Origin of the sequence: Streptomyces sp. NPDC088194 (genome assembly GCF_040702025.1) — a bacterium.
Lineage (GTDB): Bacteria > Actinomycetota > Actinomycetes > Streptomycetales > Streptomycetaceae > Actinacidiphila.
In genome coordinates this window covers 101,361-125,745 of record NZ_JBFBIV010000019.1, presented here as the reverse complement: position 1 = coordinate 125,745, position 24,385 = coordinate 101,361, and the positions used below count along the sequence as shown (strand labels likewise).

The window sequence follows — 24,385 nt, the reverse complement described above, 5'->3', positions numbered from 1 at the left end:
CCCTCCGCGTTCCACCGCACCAGGTCACCCGTGCGGTACATCCGCGACCCGTCCGGACCGAACGGGTCCGCCACGAACCGCCCCGCGGTCAGACCCGGCCGGTCCAGATACCCCCGCGCCAACCCCGCACCCGAGATGTACAACTCACCCGCCACACCCGCCGGCACCAACCGCAACGCGGCATCGAGCACGTACAACCGGGCGTTGGTGACGGGCCGGCCGATCACCGGACGCGGACTCGCGGCCACGTCCGCGACCACCGAGTTGACGGTGCATTCGGACGGTCCGTAGAAGTTGAGGCAGGAGCCCCCACCGGCGGCCCGCAACCGCTCCCACACCTGCTCCGGAACGGCCTCCCCACCCGCCGCGACGAGTGCCGGACGACGCAGCGGATCGTCCAGCAGTCCATGGGCGAGGAGGACTTGAAGATAGGAGGGAGTGGCCTCCACATAGTCCAGCCCTCGGCTCGCCGTGTAGTCGACCAGGGCTTCCGGGTCGGTCCGGGTCGCGTGGTCCAGGACGTGCAGCTCGTGACCCGCGAAGAGGGCCGAGAGTTGGTTCCAGGAGGCGTCGAACGACACCGAGGTGGTCAGGGCCACCCGCAGCCGCTGCCGGTCCTCCAGCAGCGGCGCGAACCGCAGCAGCCGGTGGTCGGTGAGCAGGTTGAGCAGGCCGCCGTGGGTGACCACCACGCCCTTGGGCCTGCCCGTGGAACCGGAGGTGTGGATCACGTACACCGGGTGGCGAGGATCGACAGCCACCCCCGGATCGACCGCCGGACAACCCGCCACCAGGGAAGCCGTCGCAGGATCGTCAAGCACCAACCAGTCGGCACCGCCCTCCGGCAACCGCCCCCCGGTACCCGCGTCGGTCACCACCACCACCGGCCGCGCATCCTCCAGCAGATACGCCACCCGAGCCGCCGGATACTCCGGGTCCACCGGCACATACGCCGCACCCGACTTCACCACCGCCAAGATCGCCACCACCAACTCCGCCGACCTCGGCAACACCACCGCCACCAACCGCTCCGGCCCCGCACCCCGCGCCATCAACGCATGCGCCAACCGGTTCGCCCGCGCATCCAACTCCGCATACGTCAACGACACATCACCACACACCAACGCGACCTGGTCCGAAGCCGCCGCGACACGCTCCCGGAACAACTCCGGCAGGCTCACAGCCGGAACCCGCGCCACCGGCCCGGTGCCGAGGGCCGCCAGCGCACCGTGCTCCCGCGCGGTGAGCAGATCGATCCTGCCGACCGCCTCGTCCGGGTCGCAGTCCGCGACGGCGTCGAGCAGGGCGAGCAGCCGCTGCTGGTGCGCGGCGAGGTCGTCGTCGCCGTACGCCTGCGGCGCGCCGTGCAGCCTGAGCAGCGGAGGATTGCCGTCGCGGTAGTCGAAGACCCAGACGGCCAGGTCGGTGGTCGATCCCGACACGAAGTGGTGAACTGACGCGGGGTGCCCGGCAAAGCTCGGCCTGGCGTTGAAGGCCATGATGTTGACGATCAGCGGGAACGCCGTGCCGATGCTGCCGGGCGCGCCGAGGTCGCGCAGCAGGTCCTCGCTGCGGTAGCGCTCGTGCGCGACGGCCGAGTCGACCTCCCGTGCCGCCTGGGCGACGAGTTCGCCCCACGGCATGTCCGGTCGCACGGTCAGCCGCAGGGGGACCACGTTGGACATGGTGCCGGGTACTGACAACAGGTCGCGGTCGGAGCCCCGACGGGCGGTGACGGGAAGGGCGAGCACGACGTCCTGTGCGCCGCTGAGACGGTGGGCGTAGAGCGCGGTCGCCGCGACCACCACCCGGGACCAGCGGACACCGGCCCGGGCCGCCGCCGCCCGCAGCGCCTCGGGGCGGCGCAGTTCCCGCTCTCCGGCCAGGCGCAGGGCCTGGTGCGGGTCCGTCGCGGTGGTGTCGGTGAGCCGGGTAGGGGCGGGCAGATCGGCGAACCGCCCGGTCCAGTAGGAGCGGTCGGCGGTGAAGTCGGCGGACGAGCGGTAGGCGGTGTCGCTTTCCACCAGGTCCCGCAGCGAGCCGAACGGGCAGGGCGGCACGGCGGCGCCCTCGGCGAGTGCCGAGTAGACCTCGCCGACCCGCTGCCGGACCATGGAGCTGCTGATCGCGTCCAGCACCAGGTGGTGGTAGTTCAGGTACCAGAGGAACTCGGTGGGCGACAGCCGGATCAGTGCGTGGCCGAACAGCGGATCGGCGGCGAGGTCCAACGGACGGGCCAGGTCGCGCTCCATCCATTCCATGGCCGCCGCCCGCGGGTCCGGCTCCGCACCGAGGTCGAGGTGGGTGGGCGTCCAGTCCCAGGTGGCGCGCGGGATCTGGTGCGGGCCGTCACCGTCGTCGACGAAGGTCACGTGCAGGGCGTCGACCTCGTCGACCACCCGGCGCAGCGCGGCGTCGAACAGCTGCGGATCGACCGGCCCGTGGATCTCCAGGCACTCGCCGACGCGGTAGCCCGGGATCGGCGTCCGGGAGCTCTGTTCGGCGAGCCAGATCTCCCGCTGCGCCGCGGTCAGGGGAAGGGCGTCTTGGTCGCGACGGGACATGGGGGTACCTCCAGAAGTGTGGGCGGGCATGCGCGCAGGGCGCGCCGTGCCGCGCCGGTCGCGGTGGCATCACGCGATCGGCGGGCGGGGCGGCTTTCTGCGGTCAGGCGGCGAGTTCGCCGGCCTGGATCTGCCAGAGGGATGCGTAGTGTCCGTGCTGGGCGAGGAGTTCGTCGTGGGTGCCCTGTTCGGCGACGATGCCGCCCTTGTCCATGACGTAGATCCGGTCGGCGTGGCGGACCGTGGAGAGGCGGTGGGCGATGACGATCATCGTCCGGTCGGCCGCGAAGCTGCGCAGCGTGCGCTGGATGGCGGCCTCGGTCTCGTTGTCCACGGCGGAGGTGGCCTCGTCGAGGATGACGACCGGCGAGTTCTTGAGCATCGTGCGCGCCAGGGCGATCCGCTGCCGCTGGCCGCCGGAGAGCGCGGCGCCGCGTTCGCCGATCAGCGTGTCGTAGCCGTCCGGCAACATCGCGATGAAGGGGTGCGCCTCGGCCATGGCGGCGGCCTGGAGCACTGCCTCGTCCGAGGCTCCGAAGGTGCCGTAGCGGATGTTGTCGGCGATGCTGCCGTCGAAGAGGAAGGGGTCCTGGGCGACGAAGCCGATGGTCTGGCGCAGGACGTGACGGCGCAGGTCCCGGACGTCCTGTCCGTCGAGCAGCACCCGGCCGGACTCCACGTCCTGGAAGCGCATCAGCAGCTTGGCGATCGTCGTCTTGCCGGAGCCGGTGGCGCCGACCAGGGCGGTCACCTGCCCGGCCGGGATGGTCAGCGAGAGGTCCTCAAGCGCCGCCGGCCGGCCGGGGTAGGCGAAGGTGACCCCGTCGAGGACGAGTTCGCCCCGCACCTCGGCGAGGTCGAGCGTCCCGTCGCCGTCGTCGGCCTCGGCGGGCAGGGCGCGCAGCCGCTGGACCCGCTCGTAGGAGGCGAGGGTGCGCTGGTACTGGTCGGCGATGCCGCCGAGCCGGCTCATCCGCATCAACAGCATCTGGGGCAGCCCGATCAGCGGGCTGAACACCTCGAAGCGCAGGGTGCCGTTGAGTACCGAACGGCCACCGATCAGCAGGGTCGCGGCCATCGACGCGGTGGTGCAGGCCCGGACGGTCTCGGCGTGGCGGATCGTGCCGCGGTCGCTCTGCCGGCTGCTCTCCTGGGCCGCTTCGCTCAACGTGTCGATGTGTTCGGCCTCGTGGTCCTCGGTGCAGAAGCTCTTGACGGTCGCACCGGCTTCGAGCGAGTTGATCACCTGGCTGCCCAGCCTGGCCCGGCGCTCGCCGGTGACGGCGTATCCGGCCGCGGCCCGGTCCTGGTGGCGCAGCGACAGCCAGGCGATGACCGGGATCGGCAGGAACGCGACCCAGGCGATCTGCGGCGCCAGCAGGAGGAACGCGGGCACCAGGAGGGCCAGGCTGGTGCCGAGTTGCAGGACGTCGTTGGCCGGTCCGGCGAAGAAGGCGCCCAACTGCCCGACGTCGTTGGTGAGCGTGCCGGCCACCCGGCTGGTCCGCTCTCCCTCCAGGTGCCTCAGTTCGAGGTGCTGGACGTGTCGGTACGTGCGGCTCCGCCAGTCGTGCTCGATGTCCTGGCCGAGTCGGCGCCACTGGAGGTTGGAGGCGTACGACAGTCCCGCCACCGCGGCGCAGGCGGCGGCCACCAGCCCGGCCAGCCCCCAGAGTTGGGCGGAAGCCGTGGTCAGGCCGAGGCTGACCAGTGGGGCCGCCTCGCCCTTGATGAGGACCAGGCCGGTCCAGCCCAGGAAGGTGCCGAGCGCCGTCTCCGCGGTCTGGCACGCGATGGACAGGGCGGCTGCCCGGTAGAGGGTGCGCCGATGCGGTCCGACGATCTCCAGCAGGGGGTGGCGTCCGGTATCCGGCCCGGCCGCGTCGCGGGACGCGTCGACCGTTCTGTGCCAGTCCTTGCGGAGCACGACCGCGGTCGCCACGACCACACCGCCCACCGCCACCAACTGCCTCCTCAGCGCTGATCCCTTGATCAGCGTGATCCCGGCCGCGACCGCGCCGCCGGCGGCGAGCGCCGGGAGCGTGACCGGGCCGCGGTCCGCCGGCGGGGCCGGGTCGACGGCGGGCCCGTCCGGCGTCACGCCTTCCGTTCCGGTGGGCTTCGCCGCGAGCAGGGCGACGGCTCTGCGCACCATCCGGCCGACGTCCGTGGCGCACACCCGCGCATCGTGCCGGACGAGGACGCCGCCGGTGACCGGGTTCGCCTGGACTTCGGTGATCCCGGGAACGCGGCTCAGCGCGGCGGCGAGGATCTGGGCCGTCCGGGGCCGTCCGCGCACCAGCTTGACGTCCCAGCGCTGGCGGCCCGGCGTGACCGAGCGCGGACTCGCGCCCGATTCCACGGATCGGAATCCGGGTGCGGCACCCAGTAACGATGGCATGTGTACGAATCACCTGTTCGCGGGGTCGCGGAATACCGTCATGGACACGACGGAATACGGCGACGGAGTGGGGAATTCTGAACGGCGGATTTCAGCAGCCGAACTGCCGGCGGACGGCCGCCGCCCGATGCGTTCCGCCGAATCGATCGACATGCGCGCCCGGCGGCGGCCGCGGTCCCGATGGACCGTCAGTGCGCCTTTCCGGCACTCGCGCGCGGCTTCGGGGCCCTTGAGCCCCCTTCGGCCTGGCCGACGGGCTCGTCCATGGGGACACGCGCGGCGACGGGCTGGGCGACACCGGAGCGCGCTCCGGTGTCACCGGCGGAAATCTGGGCGGCCACCACGTCGGCGGTCACCTCGGCGGCGAGGTCGTTGATGTTCTCCCCGACCTCGTGGGCCGCCTTCTTCACCTCCATCGCGATGCCGACGGACGTCTTGACGACTCCGCTCACCAGCGGCCTGAGCAGGCGCTTGGCCAGCGGCGCGACGATGAGACCTACCAGGAAGGGCGGTACTACGGGCGGCATGATGCTCCATCCTCTCCACGTATGCGTATGACAGGGAACCCGGGCATGGCGAACTCCGGAGCAGTGCGCAGCCGGGTGAAGAGAAGCATTCCAGCTCGGTATCCGGGATTCGCTCCACACGTCGGATTCCCGGACACCGGAACGCGCCATCCGATCCCACGATCACCGTAGTCGAGCCGCGCTCGCTTGGACCAAATGGCTACCTCCGAGTTCACTCATGCGAGTGTTCATTCCCTGACCGCGTGACCTGAACCGCTGAACATCAAAACACCAAGGAAAGCGATCATCGGATTATCCTTTCTCCATTAATTCCGCCCGTCCGGCACGCACCACGCAGCCCGCTCAGCAATGGAACAGCCGGCCCCGCAGCTCCTCGTAAAGGTGAATCGGGACCACCCGCCCCGGTCACCCCGAGCGGCTCCCGACCAGCGGGCAGGCGGGTTGAGGACGTTCGAACACGCCTCGCGCAAAGGGCAGTTGACGCACCACGACCGAGCCCCGGTGACACCATGACGCCATGCCCCGACGCACCCCGGCGGTCGTCCTGGCCACTGTCCTCATCGCCTCGGCCGTCTCGCTGGGTGGCTGCGGCGACGGTGCCGCCTCCTCGACGACCACTCCCCTGGTGGACCACGGAACCGTCAGGATCGCGGAGTCCAGCGAGACGCCGAGTTTCGACCCGTACTCCTCCTTCGGCGCCTCCCAGGCCCGTTACGCCTATGACTCACTGGTCGACCTCGCCCCCGACGGCACCCTGGTCACCGGTCTGGCCTCCTCCTGGCGGGCCACCGCCACCACGGCCACCTTCGTCCTCCGTCCGGGCATCACCTGCTCCGACGGCACTCCCCTCACCGCCTCGGCGGTGGCCCGGGCACTCACCTACGCGGGTGACCCGGCCAACCAGCTCGCCGGCGCCCGGACCGTCCTCCCGGACGTCCCGTTCACCGCGCGCGCCGACAACAGGACCAGGACGGTGTCGACAACCGCCGCGGCCCCCTTCCCGTTCCTCACCCGCACCATCGGACAGCTGCCGATCGTCTGCCCCGCCGGGCTCGACCGGCCCGCCTCGCTGGCACGCGCCACCCAGGGCACCGGCCCCTACGTGCTGACCCGCTACACCCCGGGCGGGCCCTACGAGTTCACCGTCCGCGACGGATACTCCTGGGGGCCGGCCGGGGCGACCACCGCTGAGCCCGGCATCCCCGCACACATCGTCATCTCGGTGGTGCCCCAGGCCTCCACCGCCGCGAACCTCCTGCTCACCGGGGGCATCGAGATCGCCGACGTGAACGGGCCGGACCGCGCCCGGCTCACCGGCCACGGTCTGTCCAGCACCGACGTCGCGACCGTGGTCGGGCTGACCTTCTTCAACCAGCGGCCCGGCCGACCCCTCGCCGACAGGGCACTTCGCCGCGCCATGGTCGCCGCCCTCGACCGCCGGGGGCTCGCCAACGTCGCCGTCGGCGGCCACGGCAGACCCGCGACCGACTTCGGCGCCGAGGGCTCGGTCTGCCACGCCGACGTCGCGGACGCCAACCTGCCCTCCCGGAACGCGGCGAAAGCCCTCCGGGCCGCCGGCTGGACCCGCTCCGGCCACGGCCCGCTGACCAAGGACAGCCGCCCTCTGCGGCTCCGCCTGATCACCAGCCCCGACCTCGGCCCCACCCTGCCGTCCGTCGCCGAGCTGATGGCCCAGGAGTGGACGGCGCTCGGCGCGGACGTCGAGCAGGTCACCGAGAGCCTGCCCGCCCTCGTCAACGCCATGTACGGCAGCGCCGACTTCGACGTGGTGGTCGGCAGCACCCCGGGTTTCGCCCTGCCGGTCGGCTTCGTCCCCTTCTTCTCCGGCCCCGTCACCGCCCAGGGCCTCAACTTCGCGGGCGTGACCGACCCCGAGTACGACGCCCTGGTCGCCCGAGCCCTCCGCGAGACCGACACGACGGGCTGCGGCACCTGGAACCGGGCCGCCGCCGCGCTCTTCCGCTCCGCCGACGCACTGCCGATCGCCGACGGCCGGAGCAGCGTGTACGGCTACCGCACCACCTTCGCCACCTCCTTCGGCGGCCAGCTCATTCCCACCAGCATCCGCCTCCACCAGTGACCGGGACCCACCATGTCCTTACCCCAGCTGATGCGGCACCCCTGGGCAGCGTTCCTCGGCCGCCGTACGCTCCGGCTGCTCGTCTCCCTCGCAGTCGTGCTCACCGCGTCGTTCTCGATGATCCGCCTCGTCCCCGGCGATCCGGTCCGGGCCGCCCTCGGCGTCGACGCCGCCCCCGACCTGGTGGCCGCCCGCCGGCACACCCTCGGGCTCGACGCACCCTTCCTGTCCCAGTACCGGCACTACCTCTGCGGACTGCTGCACGGCGACCTCGGCACCTCGCTGGTCACCGGAACCCCGGTCGCGGAGCTGGTCCGCACCCGGCTGCCGGCCACCTTGGAGATCGCCGGTCTCGCCTTCCTGGCCACCCTCGCCGTCGCCCTGCCCGGCGGCCTGCTGGCCGCGGTCCGCACCCGTGACGGCCGCCGCCCGCGCACCGATCTGGCGTTCACCGCGGTCACCGCCGGTGTGGCCGCGGTGCCGGACTTCGTGCTGGCCGCGGGACTCACCGCGCTGCTGGCCGTCGGCCTCCGACTGTTCCCGGTGGCCGGAGCGGCGGGCGTCGAGTCCTTCGTCCTGCCCGTCCTCGCGCTCTCCCTCGCCCCCACCGCCATCCTGCTGCGCATCGTCCGGGTGGAGGCGCTCAAGGTGCTGAACGAGGACTACCTGCGCACCGCCCGGAGCAAACGGCTGTCTCCCGCACGCTGCTACCTCCGGCACGCGGCACCGAACACGGCCACCGCCGCGCTCACCGTCGCCGGAAGCCTGCTGCCCGCCCTGATCGCCGGCACCGTGCTGGTCGAGAAGGTCTTCGCCTGGCCCGGCATCGGCTCCGCCATGGCCCAGTCCGTGATCGCACAGGACTACCCGGTGGTCCAGGCGATGGTGCTGGTGCTCGGCACCACCCTGCTGCTCGCCGGCCTCGTCGTCGACGTGCTGCTCGCCGTGCTCGATCCCCGTTCGGCGATCCGGGAGATGTGACCATGCGCCTTCCGTCCGGATTCCGGCGCTCGCCCATGGCCTGGGCCACCGCGGTCATGATGGCGTCACTCCTCGCGCTCGCACTGGTCGGCCCGCCGGTCTGGGGCGCGGCGGCCGACCGCCCCGACCCCTCGGCCGTACTCCAGGGACCCTCCGCGGGTCACCCGTTCGGCACCGACGGTCTCGGCCGTGACCTGCTCGCCCGGGTCCTGACGGCCACCCGGCCCTCCCTGCTGCTCGCGCTGGCGGCGGTCCTGCTCGGCGCGAGCTCGGGAATCCTCCTCGGGGCCTGCACCGCCGTCCTCGGCCGGCGCGGCCGCCGGCTGACCGCCGGGCTGATCAACCTCCTGCTCGCCTTCCCGGCGCTCCTCGTCGCGATGTTCCTCGCGGTCGTGTTCGGCGCGGGCGCCGCCGGGGCGGTACTGGCCCTCGCGGCCGCGGGCGTCCCCGGATTCGCCCGGCTCGCCCAGACCCTCGCCGCCGGCGTCGCGGGCACCGACCACCTGGCCGCGGCCCGGGTCCTCGGCCTGCGCCGCCACCGGCTGCTGTGGCGGCACGTCCTGCCCAACATCGCGGAGCCGCTGCTGCTGAGCACCACCACGGCGGCGGGCACCTCCCTGGTCGCACTCTCCGGGCTGAGCTTCCTGGGCCTGGGCGTCCAACCGCCCGGCTACGACTGGGGGCTGCTGCTCAGCCAGGGGCTCGACCGGATCTACGCGGACCCGCTGCCCGCGCTGGCCCCGGGCCTGGCCGTCCTCTACGCGGCCCTGGCCTTCCAACTGCTCGGCGAGGTCCTGGCCGGGAGCGTCGCCCGGCGCGCCCCGGCCCCGCGCGCACCCGCGCCGACGCCCGCCCCGAGCGGCCCCGCCGAGGACGGGCTGGTACTCCAGGTCGAGGACCTCAGCATCGAACTCCCCACCCCGGACGGCCCGGTCCGGCCGGTGCGCGGCGTGAGCTTCTCGGTGCGGCCCGGCGAGGCCCTCGGGCTCGTCGGCGAGTCGGGCTCGGGCAAGTCGCTCACCGCACTGGCCATCGCCGACCTGCTCCCGTACGGCGCGCGCGTGTCGCGGCACACCCTGCGCCTGCTCGGAGCCGACCTCGCCGCCCTGACGCCCAAGGAGCGGGACCGGCACCTCGCGACGGGCCTGGCGATGATCTTCCAGAACCCGGCCTCCGCGCTCAACCCGTCCCTGCGGATCGCCACCCAGCTCACCGAGGCCCCCCGGGCCCACCGGGGTGCCGGCCGCGCGGGGGCCGCCGCGCAGGCCGCCGACGCTTTGCGCCGGGTCGCCCTGTCCCCGGCGCTGCTGCGCTCACGTCCTCACCAGCTCTCCGGCGGCCAACGCCAGCGCGTGATGATCGCCTCCGGGCTGATGGTGCGGCCGGGGCTGATCATCGCCGACGAACCGACCACCGCGCTCGACGTCACCGTGCAGCGGCAGATCACCCGGCTGCTCACCGACATCCGGCGGGACACCTCCGCCGCGATCCTGTTCGTCAGCCACGACATCGCGCTCGTGGGCGAGTTCTGCGAACGGGTCCTGGTGATGTACGCGGGCGGCATCGTCGAGGAACTGCCCGCCGACCGCCTCACCGACGGTGCCCGGCACCCCTACACGCGGGCGCTGGTCGCCTCGGTGCCGGACCTCACCGTCGACCGCGGCCGGCCGCTGCGGACGATCGAGGGGGCACCGCCCGACCCGCTCGCGCCCGCACCGGGATGCCCGTTCGAACCCCGCTGCCCGCGCCGCCGGGACCACTGCGCGGAGCAGGCTCCACCGCTGGAGGACCTGGACGCCGTCCACCGGGTCGCCTGCTGGCATCCTGTACCGCTTGCGGCGATCCCAGAGCAGGTGACCGCGTCATGACCGCCCTTCAGGTCACCGACCTCACCGTCCGCCACCCCGGCCCCCGGGTCCGCCCCGCCGCCGTGGACGGCGTCTCGCTGGAGATCCCGTCCGGCACCACGCTCGGCCTCGTGGGCGAGTCCGGCTCGGGGAAATCCAGCCTGGCCCGCGCGATCGTCGGCCTCGTCCCCGTGCACAGCGGCCGGGTCCTGGTCGACGGCCGGGAGGTCCGCACCCGCACCGTCCGCGGCCGGCGCCGGCTCGGCCGCCTCGTCCAGGTCGTCCTCCAGGACCCGGACACCGCGCTCGACCCCCGGATGACGGCCCGTCAGGCGCTCGTCGAAGCCGCCACCGTCTTCCGCCGGCTCGACCGGGCCGCCCGCGCCGAGCGCGTCACCGAGCTCCTCGGCCTCGTCGGCCTGGACCCCGGGCTCGCCGACCGCCTGCCCCGGCAACTGTCCGGCGGCCAGCGCCAGCGGGTCGCCCTCGCCCGCGCCCTGGCCGTCGAGCCCGGCCTGCTGATCGCCGACGAGATCACCTCGGCGCTCGACGTCTCGGTACAGGCCGCCGTCCTCAACACGATCCGCGACCTCCAGCGACGTCTCGGGCTGTCCGTGCTCTTCATCGGCCACAACCTGCCGGCGGTCTGCCACGTCTCCGACGTCGTGGCGGTCATGCGGCACGGCCGGATCGTCGAGAGCGCCCCCACCGGGACGATCCTGCGCGCCCCGCGGCACCCCTACACCCGAACGCTGCTCGCCTCCGTGCCGTCCCTGCGCGCGGTCCCGCCCGCGCAGAGGACGTCATCACCGGAGGGCACCCGGACGCGGTGTCCGCCGGAGCCCGGGTGATCGGCCCGGCGGCGCCCCGCCATTCACGAACCGCTATCGAAAGGAACGGACATGGGAGTTCTTCGAGGTGCACCGCTCAGGCCGGAACGGAGCGTGGCATGACCGTCGCCCTGGACCAGACCCTGTTCCACCAGACCGGTGTCGGCCTGTCCGTACCGTTCTCCATCGCCGGGACCGGGATGCACCTGCCCCCGGAGGTCGTCACCAACCAGCAGCTCACCCGGACCCTGGACACCAGCGACGAATGGATCACCAGCCGCACCGGCATCCGCGAACGCCGCCGGCTGGCACCGCATCTGGCGACCTCCGACATGTGCGTCGCCGCCGCCCACCCGGCCCTCGACGCCGCCGGCATCGAGCCCACCCGACTGGACGCGGTCATCGTCGCCACCTACACCTGGGACCAGCCGATCGTGTCGACCGCGCTGATCGTCAAGGACGCCCTCGGCGCGCACCGCGCCCTGGCCCTGGACGTCACCCAAGCCGCCTGCGCCTCCGGCATCCAGGCCATGCTGATCGCCGCCCACCTCCTGCAGAACCCCTCCATCACCACTGTCCTCCTCCTCGCGGCCGACTGCGCCTCCAGGCTCGCCAGCCCCACCGACCGCACCACCGGCGTCTTCTTCGGCGACGCCGCGGCAGCCGTCGTCCTCAGCCGCTCCGAGACCCCCGGAGCGGGCCTGCTCTCCTACAGCCTCGGCTCCCAGCTGTCCTACGGTGTCCAGATCCCCGCCGGAGGCTCCCGGCTGCCCGCCGGCGCCGCCACCGTCGCCGCCGGAGAGCACTACCTGTCCATGGACGGCCGCGCCGTCTGGAACACCGCGACCACTCGCCTGCCCGAGAGCATCACCAGCGCCGCCCACCGCGCCGGCGTGCCGATCGACCAGGTCCGTCATTTCTTCCTGCACCAGGCCAACCTGAACATCCTCACCGAGACCATGGCGGCGCTGGACGTTCCCCCGGAGCGCGCCCCCGTCACCGTGGACCGGCTGGGCAACACCGGATCGGCCGGGCTGTTCACCGCGCTGCACACCACCGTCACCGCAGGCGCCCTGCGCCCGGGGGACGCCTACGTGCTGGCCGGGATCGGCGCGGGCTTCCAGTGGGGAAGCCTCTGCATGCGGCATGCCTGACGCGTCGTCAACTCGTCGTCGTGGTCCTTCCCGGACGGATGAACTCCCGCCGAACCCGGGCGTTCCCGCCACCGCCCGCACCAGCATGGGCGGCATGACCACCACGCGTTCCCGCGCCGAACGGGCCGCCCGGGCCCGGACCGCGGCACCACAGCTCGCCGCCGAGGGCATCGACGGGGTGGTGTTCGGCTGGGTCGACAACGCCGGGCTCACCCGGGTCAAGTCCGTCCCGCTCGCCCAGCTCGAACACGCCGCCGAGTACGGTGTCGGCGCCGCGCCCTGCTTCGACTTCTCCCTGGTCGACGACTCCTTCACCCGCACGCCGTCGAGCACCGGCCCGACCGGTGACCTGCGGCTCGTCCCCGACCTCGACCGGCTCACCCCGCTCGCCGCCCAGCCCGGCTGGGCGTGGGCCCCGGCCGACCGCTACACCCAGGGGGGCGCGCCGCACCCCGGCTGCCAGCGCGGCTTCACCCGCCGGGCCGCCGAGGCCGTCGGACGGCGCGGGATGTCGGTGCGGGCCGGGATCGAAGTCGAATGGGTGGCGGCCGACGCCGCCGGGACCCCCGCGGCGCACGGGCCCGGGTACGGCATGACCCGCTTCGTCGAGCACTCCGACTACCTGCGGGAGGTGCTGAACGCCCTCACCCGGCAGGGCCTCGCCGTGCTCCAGCTCCACCCCGAGTACGCCGCCGGGCAGTTCGAGGTCTCCGTCGCCGCCGAGGGACCGGTCGAGGCAGCCGACACCGCGATGCTGGTACGCCACACCATCCGGGCCGTCTCCGCCCGGCACGGCCTGCGGGTCTCGTACGCGCCCGTCTTCTCCGGGGGCGAGCTCGGCAACGGCGGCCATGTGCACCTCAGCCTCTGGCGGCAGGGCCGCAACCTCGCACACGGCGGCCCCGGCCGCCACGGGCTGCACCCGGAAGCCGAGCACTTCCTCGCGGGCGTGCTGTCCGAACTGCCGGCCCTGCTCGCCCTCGGCGCGCCCAGCGCCGCCTCCTACCTGCGCCTGGTGCCCTCCCGGTTCGCCGGGGCCTACCGCTGCTGGGGGCTGGAGAACCGTGAGGCGGCGCTGCGCCTGATCACCGGCTCCACCGCCGAGCAGGCCAACGCCGAGGTCAAGTGCTTCGACGCCGCCGCCAACCCGTACCTGGTGATCGGCGGCGTGCTGGCCGCGGGCCTCGCGGGGCTCGACGCCGGGCTGCAACTACCGCCCGAGACCCGCAGCGACCCCGCCACCCTCGGCACCGCCGACCGCCTCCCGACCACCCTGTCCGAGGCGACCGACGCCTACGAGAAGTCCGCGCTCCTGCGCAAGGCCCTCGGCCGCGAACTGTACGAGGCGGTACTCGCCGTACGCCGAGGGGAGGCGGAGCTGTTCGCCACCCGCACGGACGAGGACGTCATCGAGGCCACCCGCTGGCGCTACTGACCGGCGGTCACCCCCGGCCCCGTCCAACCGCCGCGCCAGGTACACGGCCTCGGCGCCGTAGCCCGCGGGCGGATCGATCTCGGGGCGGACGCGGTAGCGGACGCGTTCGGCCGCCGCCGGCGGGCGGGACTGCTCGGGCGGGCGGTCAACCGCCGCCCGAGCAGACTTCGGGGCGACGCGGGTGTCGTGACGGGTGGGCGTCGGCACCCGCGGGCGGTCACCTACGGTGCGGGGATTTCCCTGACCAGGCGAGACGTCCAGTCGCACCAGATGCGACCGGGCAGGAAGGCGCCGCCGACCTCGTCGAGGTACTCCTCGACGTAGGGGATGGTCGCGTCGCAGACCTCGAGGCCCTGGTCGAAGAAGCTGGTCTGGTCGGGGTCCGCCTGGTAGCTCCAGCGCGGGTTGTAGGGGGCCGGGCGGGGGATGATCCGCGTGATCACGTGGGGCTCGTCGGTGGTCTCGCCGCTGATCAGCTCGCGGGCGTGCTCGATTTCCGTGCTGTTCGTCAGCTTGATGACGAAGGTGGCCCGCGTGATGTCGGTCATCTCGAAGTAGGCGGGGCCCGCTGCGGCCGCGCGGACCGGCCCCTGCTGGGGGGTGCTGGCCTGAGAGGGCTGTGCCACGGTGAAGGCGAGCACGCCGACGGCGGCCACGGCGGCCGCCTTGGTGAACACATGTCGCATGAGGGTTTCTCCTCGTTCCCGGTCGTCGTGCTCGTCACGACTGACTACCGAGAGCATTCAACCAGTAACCCGGAGTGATCAGAGTGATCTCGGCGTTTGGGTCGCGGGGGCGCTCGTCCTCACCGCGCGTGGCGCCGCGGGCCCCGTGGGGAGTCAACGGCGGCTGACGTCGGCGGCGTAGCCGGTGGTCGAGGTGGGTGGCGGGGAGCGGCCGCCCGGGCGATCAGGCGCGCAACAGGCGCAAGACGAGGCCCAGTTGACGGGCGTAGTTCCGTTGGAAGTCCGGGTCCGCCGGGTCGCTGCCGAAGATCCGGCGCACGGTGCCCGGCATGAGGTGGGGGGCCATGACGAGAGCCTGGGACAGCAGCATGACCATGGCCGGGCTGATCGCGTCGGTCAACTCGCCCTCGGCCTGGCGGCGCTCGATGTCGGCGAGGTCCTCCGCCCCCGACTCGGCCGCGTCCGGGCGGCCCGTCAGCTGCGACCACGCCTCCAGGCGTACGCCGCGCGGGTCCGCGAAGACGTTCCGCAGGTAGCCGAGAACCAGCTCGTCATACGGGAGTTCGGGGTCCTGCAGCTCCGCCTCGCTCCTCGCCCACTGGCGGCCCAGCTCCGCGTAGATCCCGCTCTTGCCGCCGAAGTAGTAGGTGATCAGCTGCTTGTTGACACCCGCGCGGTCGGCGATCTCCTGCACCCGGGCTCCCGCGTACCCCTTCTCGGCGAAGACGTCCTTCGCGGCCTCCAGGAGACGGCGACGGGAGGCGTCGGGTGCGGCGTCGGCGGCACGACGGCGGGTGGGCGGGGTCATGAGGGCAAGGATATCGGCGCCGGCCAGGACGTCAACCATCTGGATGGTTGACAGAATTCATCCAGATGGTTGAACTGGGGTTCAGCACTTCTTCGAACGGGAGAGAACCTTGATACTCGTCACCGGAGCCACCGGCACCGTCGGCCGTCCCCTCGTGGCACAGCTCGCCGCCACCGGTCATGCCGTCCGCGCTCTCACCCGGGCTCCTCGCGACGCCCGCTTTCCAGCCGGCGTCGAGTCCTGCGACAGCGCAAGCCCCGACCTGGACGACGTCACCGCGGTGTTCCTCAACCCGGCGGCCCTCTGGCAAGGCGAGCAGACCCTGCTCGACGCCGTGAGAAAAGCGGGGGTGACGCGCGTGGTCACGCTGTCCTCCTCGTCCGTCCTCACCGGCGACAGCCGGCACGCCGTGGCCAACCGCCACCGCGAGCTGGAAGCCGCGGCCGAAGCGGTCGCGCCCGAGTTCGTCCATCTGCGGGCCGACGCTTTCGCCGCCAACGCCCGCCAGTGGATCGGCCAGGTCAGGGCGGGAGACACCGTCGCGGGTCCGTATGCACAGGCCGCCACCGCACCGGTCCATGAGGACGACATAGCCGCCGTCGCCGCCCGTGCTCTGACGGGAGCGGTTCCCTCCGGTGAAGCGCCGGTCCTGACCGGGCCCCAGGTGCTGACCTTCACGGAACAGGTCCGCATCCTCGGTGCGGTGCTCGGTCGACCACTGCGCTACGAGGAGATCTCACACGCGGCAGCGCGCAACGCGATGCTCTCCAACGACTGGATGACCGAGGAGATCGCCGACTCCCTGCTTCGCTACTTCGCGTCGTGCGTGGAGACCCCGACCCCTGTATCCCCGGATCTGGAGCGCATTCTCGGCCGCCGCGGCCGCGCCTTCGAGGACTGGGCCGCGGGCGCGGCAGGCGAGTTCCGCTAGATGATCACACGTGGGACGGGCTACGCGTACGAGGTCGGTTCGCGAAGTCGGCGGCAGGGCTTCCGGAGCACCGGCATCGCGGCAACCCGGTCATCCGGCTCCCCCTCTCCGGAGTGAGGCCGCAGTCGGCCGGCAGCGGACGGATGTCGGTCGGCCGCGGAGCCCGGCTGCGGTGAGGCGGTCGTGCATGTCCGATACCTGCCAGCACCCTGCCCTCCTCGCTGGAAGGATGTCGGCATGCTCGACTTCGAACGCTGCTGGCGGGCCACGCTGAGCCGGGACACCCGTTTCGACGGCCTTTTCTACTCGGCCGTGATCACCACTGGCATCTACTGCCGCCCGAGCTGCCCGGGTTGCCCCATGCGCAAGAACGTCCGCTTCTACAGGAGCGCGGCGGCTGCCCAGGAGGCCGGCTACCGTGCCTGCAAGCGGTGCAATCCCGACGCCAGCCCTGGCTCGCCGGAGTGGAACCTCCGCGCCGACGTCGTCGGCCGGGCCATGCGCCTGATCGCGGACGGGGTCTGCGACCGGGAGGGCGTCGCGGGACTGGCCTCACAACTGGGCTACACCGCACGGCATCTCCACCGCCTGCTCACGGCCGAGATCGGCGTCGGCCCGCAGGCCCTGGCTCGTGCCCAGCGAGCCCAGACCGCCCGCATCCTGTTGGAGAGGACCGGCCTGCGGATCACCGACGTGGCGATGGCCGCGGGCTTCTCCAGCGTCCGCCAGTTCAACGACACCATCGCCGCCGTCTTCGACCGCACCCCCACCGCCCTGCGGGGCGCGGCCTCCTCACCCACCGGCCAGGCCGCCGGGACCGTCGTCGTACGTCTGCCGGTCCGGGAACCCTTCGACGGACCGGCGCTGCTGCGCTTCTTCGCCGCCCACGCGATCCCTGGCATCGAGGACATCGTCAACGGCACTTACCGCAGGGGGCTGCGGCTGCCGTATGGTGCCGGCGTCGTTGCCCTCACCCCGCGCCCCGGCTACGTCGAAGCGCAGTTCCGCTTGGAAGACATACGGGACCTGGCCACCGCCATCCACCGCTGCCGCTGCCTGTTGGACCTGGACGCCGACCCGCTGGCCGTCGCGGAACTCCTCGCCGGGGAGCCCCTGATGGCTCCTTTGGTCGCCGCCCACCCCGGCCTGCGCGTGCCCGGGGCCGCCGACCCCGAGGAACTGCTGCTGACCACCGCCCTTCGGCACATCCTCCCCGGACCCCAGGGCTCGACGGTGGCAGCCGCACTGACGCGTCGCTTCGGCCGCCCGCTGCCGTTCCCCAGCGGAACGGTGACCCACCTGTTCCCGACGGCCCGGACGCTGGCCGAGGCATCGCTGACCGATCTGCTCGACGACGAGGCAGCGGTCCTGCTGCGCCGCATCGCCACCGACGTGGCTGACCATGAGCTGACATTGAGTGACGGCAGCGATCGCACGGAGACGGAGTACCGGCTGACGCGGGCCGGCCTCGGTGGAGACAGCGCCGCCTACCTGGTCATGCGGGCCCTCAAGGACCCCGACGTTTTCCTCCCCCAGGCTCCCGGGACCGGCCGGGCTCTGCGGAGTCTGGGGCAGCCGACCGACCCTGCCTCGACGATGCGCCGCGCCGAACACTGGCGCCCGTGGCGCTCCTACGCGCTCATGCAGCTGTGGAACCTCTGCCCTGAGGGCACCCACCTCTTCGCGCCTTCGCACCGGACAGCACCACAGCCGGCGATCTTGGCATCGTGACGTCCCGCCGAGGCCGGCCCGGCCGACTGCGGAGAGCAGGAGACTGTTCACGGTGGCGCCCCTGATCCAGCGGATCTCCCACCGCCCCGGATGGACAGCGGGAACAGTTCACCGTGACAAACAGAGCGCAGTAACAGGGAAGGCAATCAGCATGAGTGACGAGCTTCGCGAGGTTTTCGACTTCATCGCCTTTTCCGCCCGGCTCCGGGAGGTCGAGCGGCACAACAACGCCACGCGGGTGCGGAAGGAGAGCGTGGCCGAGCACTCATGGCACCTGGCGCTGGTCTGCTGGGTCCTGCACCGCGAGTTCGAGCGCGAGTGCGGGCACCGGCTGGACCTGGAGAAGATGCTCAAGATGTGCCTCATGCACGACCTCGTGGAGATCGAGGCGGGCGACCCCTCGGCCTGGCGTACCCAGGACAACGCCCGACTACGGGAGAAGAAGGCGCTCATCGAGGAGGAGATCGCCCAACGCAGGTACGGAGCGCTCCCGGACGAACTGAGCGACGAGTTCCTCAAGATCTGGCAGGAGCACGAGGCGGGCGTCACCCCCGAGGCCCGGCTTGTGCGGGGTGTGGACCGGCTGAATCCCGCGCTGATGCGCTACCTCACCGGGCAGGGTTGGCAGGATGTGGGCGTGGACGCCGGGGCGCTGGACCGCCTGCAACTGCCCCGGCTCCAGGTGAGCGAGAGCCTCACCGCCCTGTACCAGGAGGTCAAGGCCGCCGCGATCGCGCAGGGCCTGCTCGCGCCCGCCTCCTGAGGCTGTGGGAGCCGTGCGGCCACCCGTGATTCGAGTCCCGGCACAGGCGCACCCGGACGCGACAGCGGGGCCCCTCGTCCTGGCCGCCACCAGCCCAGACACACGAAACGGCCCGCGAAGAACCGACGGACCGCCGTGAAAGACCGAGGCCGGAGTTCAGAAGCGCTCCGGGTGAGGAGCGACTGTGCTGGTCCGATAGCTGCTGGAGAAACGGCCCGGGGCCCTGTCACGATCTACGTAGCAATCGTTTCCCCACCCGGTGCATCCGGAGTGGAGCCGTGAATGCGCCTGCCGAGGAATTTCGACGACGGCAGGAAACGTCTTCCGCTGACCGCGTCTCCAGACGCTTGTGTCCGCAACTCCGAATTCGCCCCGAAGCCGAAACAGGAACCGCATGCCCCCGAAGCCACGCATGAACCATGCGCTCGCCACACTCATCGTCAGCAGTGTGACGACCTTTCTGCTGCCCCTGGACTACACGGTTGCCTCGGTGGCCCTGCGCGACATTCACCGAGATTTCTCCGTCAGTTTCAGCGACCAGCAGTGGGTGATCAACGGCTACACCATGGCGTTCGCCGCCCTGTTGATGGCAGGCGGTGGTCTGGCAGACCTGTTCGGTCGGCGGAAGGTCTTCCTGTCCGGACTGGCCGTTTTCACCGCCGCCTCTCTGCTCGCCGGCCTGGCCCCGGCCATGCTCTGGCTCAACGTGGCTCGGGTCGCCCAAGGCATCGGCGCGGCGGGGATGTTCAGCTCCTCGCTCGCCCTTCTCATCCAGGAGTTCACCGGCCCGCGCCGGGTCCATGCCTTCGCGGTCTTCGGTGTCGCCTCGGGGCTGGGCGCGTCCCTGGGCCCCTTCATCGGCGGGCTCGCGGTGGACCTGGGCGGTTGGCGATGGGCATTCCTGCTCAACGTGCCGTTCGGTATCGCGATGCTCGTCCTGGGATTGCTGCGCACCCGGGAATCCAAGGACCCCGATGCCACACGTCTGGACCTCAAGGGCCTGATGCTCTTCAGCGGAGCGGTCCTGCTGGCGGTCTACTCCCTCGTCATGGCGCCGCAGATGGGCTGGACCAGCCCCACCATCGTCTCCACCCTGGCCGCGGCGGCGGTGCTCGCCATCGCCTTCGTCCCCGTGGAACTGCGCCGGTCCTACCCGCTGATCGAGCTGCGCCTGTTCACCGACCGCACCTTTCTCGGGGCCAGCCTGGCTCCCCTGGTGCTGTCCATCGCCTTTTGGGGCCTGTTCCTGTACACGCCGCTGTACTTCCAAGGCGTTCTTGGTTACAGCCCCTTGCAGGCCGGCATGGCGATGCTGCCCTTCGCCGTCCCGCTGTTCGGTGCGGGCCCCCTCGGCGCGCGCCTGGCCGGCCGCATCTCCTCGCGCGCCCTGCTGGCCATCGGTCAACTCCTGGTGGCGATCGGAGCCGCTCTCCTGGCATTCGCCCCGTTGTACAGCGGCTGGACCGGCTACGCGGCCGGTGGGCTGATCAGCGGTCTGGGAACGGGGTTGATCAACGGCGAGATGAGCAACGTGGCCATCAGCATCGTGCCCGTGTCCCGCTCCGGCATGGCCTCCGGCATCAACTCGACCATGCGCATCGTCGGCATGACCGCCGGCTTCGGCGGCATTGGCGCCGTCCAAGTCGTGGCCGTGTCCCACGACCTGACTTCCCGAGCCGGTCGACTCCACGGCCTGCACCGGAATCTGAGCGCACTGGCCACTGACGTGGCCACCGGCAACATCAACGGCACGGCGGCCTCCGTACCCACCCCCGTCCGCGGCGCCTTCCACGCGGCAGCCAACCATGCCTTCGCCACTGGCATGCGCGCGGCCTTCCTCGTCGGTATGTGCGTGGCCCTCCTCGGCGCCGCCGCCAGCTTCACACTGATCCGTCAGCCCCCATCGGACACAGCGTCAGATGCCGTCCGTACGCAGCCGCTTTCCGGCGTGCAGGCATAAGGTCCTCGCACTCCACACGCGAGGTGAGCGGCTCAGTGATCGCTCCTCCAGAGTTGGAGGGCGAGCCTGACCGCCCGTACGATCCGGACCGGCTGACCGGCTCGGCATCGTCGCCCGACACCGCCACCCGCAGATCCCGAACCCGTGGACCTGCCCCGGACCGCCCACCGCCGTCGCGGCCCCGTCGGCTGCCCTCCGGGGTCTCCCGGCTCAACGACCGTCCTGGTACTGAACACGGCGGCCGATCCGACGGCGGGCGGACGAGGAATCATCGGACGGTCGCCCAGAACGGGCACTGGTGTTGGGCGGCCACGTTCGCCTGCCGGGTCCGGTCCGGCACGAACTGCATCTGACTGGTGCCCCGGACTGTCCCGGCGGCCCATTGCGGCGCTCCGGCGTCGTTGGGGTCGCCGGTGCGGGCGGCCCCCATGGGCGGCCCGGGAATGTCGAACCCGTTCACGTTGGGGGGCGTCGGGATCGGCGAACTCGTACGGGTACACCGTGGTGTGTGCGGCAAGGTAGCGGTCGGCGGCCGCCGTCTGGCAGGCCCACGACGCGTCGGTGGTGAGCGTGGACCACGCCAGCGGCGGCGACGCGTACCGGGACAGCGGATACCTGGCCGCGACCCGGTCCGCGTCGGCCCCGAAGGTCGTGCGGAGCATGGCCGGGTAGCTCTTGGCGGTGATCGGCGGCACTCCGGCCAGCATCGCTCCACCCACGTACGCGCGTGCCTCGTCGCGGTTTCCGCCGGAGATCACCGGCACGTGGAGGAACTTCCCCTTCCGCAGGGCTGTCGCCGGGTTCAGCGGGAGCAGGGGGGTGCCGTAGGCCAGGTGGTTGGTGAAGTCCTCGTTGAGGGGCAGCAGGTCGGCGGCCGGTTTTCTCCGCATGCAGGACAGTTCGCCGGTCGGGCACCCGCTGCTCCGAGCCGCCGCGAGGCCGTCCTCCCGGTCCTGCCGCGCCGAGGTGTACGGCGTCTGCTGCGGTGCGCCCGGGTACAGCACGCCGGTCGGCCAGTCGAGGAGGCAGGACCCGGACGCGATGCTCACCTTGTCGACCAGGCCGCGCGCCTGTGGGGAGGTCAGCAGCGCGCACGCCGACATGCCGCCCGACGACTCGCCGAAGACGGTGACGTTGTCCGGGTCGCCGCCGAACGCCTCTGCGTTGTCCTTGGCCCACTGGGTGCCGGCGATCTGGTCTTCCAGTCCGAAGTTCCCCGATCCGGGCAGGCCGGGCAGGCCGAAGTAGCCGAAGACGCCCAGCCGGTAGTTGAGGGTCACCACGATGACGTTGCGCTGGGCCGCCAGCCGGTCGGCGTTGTAGTCGCTGCCGGCGCCGTGTGTGTAGCCGCCGCCGTGCCACCACACCATGACGGGCGGTCTGGCACCCGGCGCCACCTCGCGCGGTGTCGTGACGTTGGCGAACAGGCAATCCTCGTCCGTGGAGGCGGGCTGCCCGGGCCTGCCGTCCGTCTGCGGGCACCTGTCGCCGGGCCGGGTGGCTTCCCGTACGGACGGTTGGCGGGCTGCGGCCCGATCGCAGGAGCGCTCGCCTTGGGCGTGCCTGCCGCGGGAGCGTCGTTGACGTGCTTCGGGTGGGACCAGGAGGTTCAACTCACCGCCGGGGAGGCCACGTTCGCGCCGTTCACTCTGCGCGCCACGCCCAGCGGGTTGCCATCGCGCAGCTCCGGGGGCAGCAGTTCGTCCGGCGTGTTCTGGAAGCAGACCGGACGAAGCCAGCGTTCCGTCGCGGTGGCACCAACCGACGTCGAGTTGCTCGTCGAGGCCGGGTACGGGCCGCCGTGGTGCATGGCCGGGGCGACCGCGACCCCGGTGGGCCAGCCGTCGACGACGACGCGCCCGGCCAGTTCGGTCAGCCGTGACACCAGGTCGGTGGCCGCCTCGTCGCGCTCGTCGGCCGCGAGGTGTACCGACGCGGTGAGGTTGCCGTCCAACATGCCGAGTACGGCCGCCAGTTCAGCGGCGGAGCGGTAGCGGACCAGCACGGTGACGGGCCCGAAGCACTCGTCGAGAAGCTCGGAGTGCGGGGCGCTCTCGGTCAACCGGGCCGCCGGCACCGACAGCACGCCCGGGCGCACGGACAGGGGCGCGTCCCCCGTGCCCTCCTCGCCCGGGGCCAGGAGTTCCTCGACGCCGGGCAGCGCGGCGCGGGCGCGGGCACCGGCCAGGAACGCCTCGCGCATACGCGGGTCGAGCAGGGGGCCGGACGGCACCCGTGCCGAGACGACGGCCCGCACCACCGCGTCGCCGTCCGCACCGGCCGGCAGGAGAACCAGCCCCGGCTTGACGCAGAACTGGCCCAGGCCCTGGGTGTACGAGGCGGCCAGCCCGGCGCCGATCTCCTCCGCCCGGGTCCGTGCGGCCCGCGGGGTGACCACGACGGGGTTCAGGCTGCCGAGTTCACCGTGGAAGGGAATCGGCCGGGGACGGGCACAAGCGATGTCGAACAGGGCCCGGCCGCCACGCACCGAGCCGGTGAATCCGACAGCCGCGGTGAGCGGGTGGCGGACGAGGGCGGGGCCTGCCTCGAATCCGTGGACGACGGACACCACGTCCTCCGGCAGCCCCACTTCGGCCGCCGCTGCCCGCAGGGCCCGCGCGCACAGGACACTGGTCCGCGGGTGGTCGGGGTGCGCCTTGACGACGACGGGGCAGCCGGCGGCCAGCGCGCTCGCGGTGTCGCCGCCGGGAACGCTGAACGCCAGGGGGAAGTTGCTCGCGGCGAAGACCGCGACCACTCCGAGCGGCACCTTGCAGCGGCGCAGGTCCGGGCGGGGCGCGGGCCGCGCCTCGGGGTCCGCGTGGTCGATGATCACGTCCAGGTGGCCGCCGTCCTCGACGGCTTCGGCGAAGGCCCGCAACTGGTGGCAGGTGCGGGCGAGTTCGCCGGTGATCCGGACCCGGCCGAGCGCCGTCTCGGCTTCGGCGGCCGCGGTGATCGCCTCGCCGTCCTTCTCCAGCAACTCCGCCGCGGTTCGAAGGAGTCGGGCCCGGGTCCGGTGGTCGGCCAGCGCCTTTCGGGCCGCATGAGCGGCACGCACAGCGCTGTCCACGTCCGCCGCGGTGGCCTCCACCGCGACCGGCCCCCGGGACTCCCCCGTACGCGGGTCGATGCTCAGCACTTCCGTCACCGTGTCACTCACCGTCTCGGGTCGTCGGGCGTGCGCGGCGGTGCCGGGCAGCGACACCGGGTCCCCGGCCCCGCAGTGGCCGTGGCCGGGGGTGCGGTCGGCGGTCGTCCACCCGTCGTCGACGATCGGGGCCTCCCTGCCGAGCGGCCCGGCGAGCGCCGCCCGCTCCTCCAGGCGCTGCGGGGAGAGTTCCTGGTGCATCGAGTACCAGGTGGAGTAGGCCGGGCGCCGGGCCGCGTCGGGCACGGTCACCTCGTCGGCCAGCAACTCCTCCCACCAGCGGATCAACTCCCGAAGACACGTGCCGAAGTGGCGGCGCGAGGTGTCGATGCGGACGGTCAGCGGTCCGTCCGCGCGCACCCAGAACCGGAACTCCCCGGTCTCCTCCACGACGCCGCCGCCGGCTTCCACGTCGATGCGGTCGGCCGCGAAGCAGCACAGTCCGGTGTCGCCGGTGCCGACCAGAGCGGCGATCGGGGCGCCACGGGAAAGGTCGATGCGCTGCGGTGCCGACC

Annotated in this window: 17 protein-coding genes; 10 read left to right on the top strand and 7 right to left on the bottom strand. The window is 72.2% G+C overall.

The window, feature by feature from the left end:
* From AB0399_RS13375 to AB0399_RS13365, 3 genes are all read right to left on the bottom strand, one after another.
* Positions 1-2,564: amino acid adenylation domain-containing protein (locus AB0399_RS13375; protein WP_366411361.1), on the bottom strand; the 2,564-nt coding region annotated here is incomplete at its 3' end.
* A 103-nt stretch (positions 2,565-2,667) separates the two neighbouring features.
* Positions 2,668-4,926, bottom strand: a complete 2,259-nt coding sequence (locus AB0399_RS13370; RefSeq protein ID WP_366411360.1) for an ATP-binding cassette domain-containing protein — start codon at positions 4,924-4,926, stop codon at positions 2,668-2,670.
* Between the two features lie 227 nt (positions 4,927-5,153).
* The gene (locus AB0399_RS13365) at positions 5,154-5,492 is read right to left on the bottom strand and encodes a DUF5132 domain-containing protein (protein WP_329372860.1); all 339 of its coding nucleotides are present in this window, start codon (positions 5,490-5,492) and stop codon (positions 5,154-5,156) included.
* Positions 5,493-6,009: 517 nt separating this feature from the next.
* Here AB0399_RS13365 and AB0399_RS13360 point away from each other — a divergent pair.
* The 6 genes from AB0399_RS13360 (at position 6,010) to AB0399_RS13335 (ending at position 13,840) form a co-directional block, all read left to right on the top strand.
* Positions 6,010-7,593, top strand: a complete 1,584-nt coding sequence (locus tag AB0399_RS13360) for an ABC transporter substrate-binding protein (RefSeq protein ID WP_366411359.1) — start codon at positions 6,010-6,012, stop codon at positions 7,591-7,593.
* Positions 7,594-7,605: 12 nt separating this feature from the next.
* On the top strand, positions 7,606-8,574 hold the full coding sequence (locus AB0399_RS13355) for an ABC transporter permease (protein WP_329372857.1): 969 nt from the start codon (positions 7,606-7,608) through the stop codon (positions 8,572-8,574).
* A gap of 2 nt (positions 8,575-8,576) precedes the next feature.
* Positions 8,577-10,442 carry a dipeptide/oligopeptide/nickel ABC transporter permease/ATP-binding protein gene (locus tag AB0399_RS13350; RefSeq protein ID WP_366411358.1) on the top strand — a complete coding sequence of 622 codons (1,866 nt, stop codon included), beginning with the start codon at positions 8,577-8,579 and terminating at the stop codon, positions 10,440-10,442.
* Positions 10,439-11,272 carry an ABC transporter ATP-binding protein gene (locus tag AB0399_RS13345; RefSeq protein ID WP_366411357.1) on the top strand — a complete coding sequence of 278 codons (834 nt, stop codon included), beginning with the start codon at positions 10,439-10,441 and terminating at the stop codon, positions 11,270-11,272. Before AB0399_RS13350 ends, AB0399_RS13345 begins: the two co-directional genes overlap by 4 nt.
* A gap of 98 nt (positions 11,273-11,370) precedes the next feature.
* Positions 11,371-12,405: a beta-ketoacyl-ACP synthase 3 gene (locus AB0399_RS13340; RefSeq protein ID WP_366411356.1), complete on the top strand. Its 1,035-nt coding sequence runs from the start codon at positions 11,371-11,373 to the stop codon at positions 12,403-12,405.
* 94 nt (positions 12,406-12,499) lie between these two features.
* Positions 12,500-13,840: a glutamine synthetase family protein gene (locus tag AB0399_RS13335; RefSeq protein WP_366411355.1), complete on the top strand. Its 1,341-nt coding sequence runs from the start codon at positions 12,500-12,502 to the stop codon at positions 13,838-13,840.
* A gap of 221 nt (positions 13,841-14,061) precedes the next feature.
* Here the strand turns inward: AB0399_RS13335 and AB0399_RS13330 are convergent, their stop codons facing one another.
* Both AB0399_RS13330 and AB0399_RS13325 read right to left on the bottom strand, forming a co-directional pair.
* Complete coding sequence (locus AB0399_RS13330; RefSeq protein WP_366411354.1) at positions 14,062-14,526, bottom strand: calmodulin-binding protein; 465 nt, start codon at positions 14,524-14,526, stop codon at positions 14,062-14,064.
* Between the two features lie 223 nt (positions 14,527-14,749).
* Positions 14,750-15,334 carry a TetR family transcriptional regulator gene (locus AB0399_RS13325; protein WP_366411353.1) on the bottom strand — a complete coding sequence of 195 codons (585 nt, stop codon included), beginning with the start codon at positions 15,332-15,334 and terminating at the stop codon, positions 14,750-14,752.
* Between the two features lie 109 nt (positions 15,335-15,443).
* Between AB0399_RS13325 and AB0399_RS13320 the strand changes: the two genes are divergently transcribed.
* From AB0399_RS13320 to AB0399_RS13305, 4 genes are all read left to right on the top strand, one after another.
* Positions 15,444-16,265, top strand: coding sequence for an NAD(P)H-binding protein (locus tag AB0399_RS13320; protein ID WP_366411352.1), 822 nt, complete (start codon positions 15,444-15,446; stop codon positions 16,263-16,265).
* Positions 16,266-16,502: 237 nt separating this feature from the next.
* Positions 16,503-17,996: an AlkA N-terminal domain-containing protein gene (locus AB0399_RS13315; RefSeq protein WP_366411351.1), complete on the top strand. Its 1,494-nt coding sequence runs from the start codon at positions 16,503-16,505 to the stop codon at positions 17,994-17,996.
* Positions 17,997-18,147: 151 nt separating this feature from the next.
* Complete coding sequence (locus AB0399_RS13310; RefSeq protein ID WP_366411350.1) at positions 18,148-18,759, top strand: HD domain-containing protein; 612 nt, start codon at positions 18,148-18,150, stop codon at positions 18,757-18,759.
* A 412-nt stretch (positions 18,760-19,171) separates the two neighbouring features.
* Positions 19,172-20,719, top strand: coding sequence for an MFS transporter (locus tag AB0399_RS13305; RefSeq protein ID WP_366411349.1), 1,548 nt, complete (start codon positions 19,172-19,174; stop codon positions 20,717-20,719).
* 32 nt (positions 20,720-20,751) lie between these two features.
* Here AB0399_RS13305 and AB0399_RS13300 read toward each other — a convergent pair whose 3' ends face one another.
* A complete protein-coding gene (locus tag AB0399_RS13300) occupies positions 20,752-22,332 on the bottom strand; it encodes a carboxylesterase family protein (protein ID WP_366411348.1) in 1,581 nt (526 codons plus the stop codon).
* On the bottom strand, positions 22,329-23,861 hold the full coding sequence (locus AB0399_RS13295) for an aldehyde dehydrogenase (NADP(+)) (protein WP_366411364.1): 1,533 nt from the start codon (positions 23,859-23,861) through the stop codon (positions 22,329-22,331). Before AB0399_RS13295 ends, AB0399_RS13300 begins: the two co-directional genes overlap by 4 nt.
* Positions 23,862-24,385 lie beyond the last annotated feature (524 nt).

Coding starts and splice junctions, on each gene's coding strand:
- AB0399_RS13360 (WP_366411359.1), top strand. CDS start 6,010: ATGCCCCGACGCACCCCGGCGGTCGTCCTGGCCACTGTCCTCATCGCC.
- AB0399_RS13335 (WP_366411355.1), top strand. CDS start 12,500: ATGACCACCACGCGTTCCCGCGCCGAACGGGCCGCCCGGGCCCGGACC.
- AB0399_RS13350 (WP_366411358.1), top strand. CDS start 8,577: ATGCGCCTTCCGTCCGGATTCCGGCGCTCGCCCATGGCCTGGGCCACC.
- AB0399_RS13315 (WP_366411351.1), top strand. CDS start 16,503: ATGCTCGACTTCGAACGCTGCTGGCGGGCCACGCTGAGCCGGGACACC.
- AB0399_RS13340 (WP_366411356.1), top strand. CDS start 11,371: ATGACCGTCGCCCTGGACCAGACCCTGTTCCACCAGACCGGTGTCGGC.
- AB0399_RS13345 (WP_366411357.1), top strand. CDS start 10,439: ATGACCGCCCTTCAGGTCACCGACCTCACCGTCCGCCACCCCGGCCCC.
- AB0399_RS13305 (WP_366411349.1), top strand. CDS start 19,172: ATGAACCATGCGCTCGCCACACTCATCGTCAGCAGTGTGACGACCTTT.
- AB0399_RS13310 (WP_366411350.1), top strand. CDS start 18,148: ATGAGTGACGAGCTTCGCGAGGTTTTCGACTTCATCGCCTTTTCCGCC.
- AB0399_RS13330 (WP_366411354.1), bottom strand. CDS start 14,526: ATGCGACATGTGTTCACCAAGGCGGCCGCCGTGGCCGCCGTCGGCGTG.
- AB0399_RS13355 (WP_329372857.1), top strand. CDS start 7,606: ATGTCCTTACCCCAGCTGATGCGGCACCCCTGGGCAGCGTTCCTCGGC.
- AB0399_RS13365 (WP_329372860.1), bottom strand. CDS start 5,492: ATGCCGCCCGTAGTACCGCCCTTCCTGGTAGGTCTCATCGTCGCGCCG.
- AB0399_RS13325 (WP_366411353.1), bottom strand. CDS start 15,334: ATGACCCCGCCCACCCGCCGTCGTGCCGCCGACGCCGCACCCGACGCC.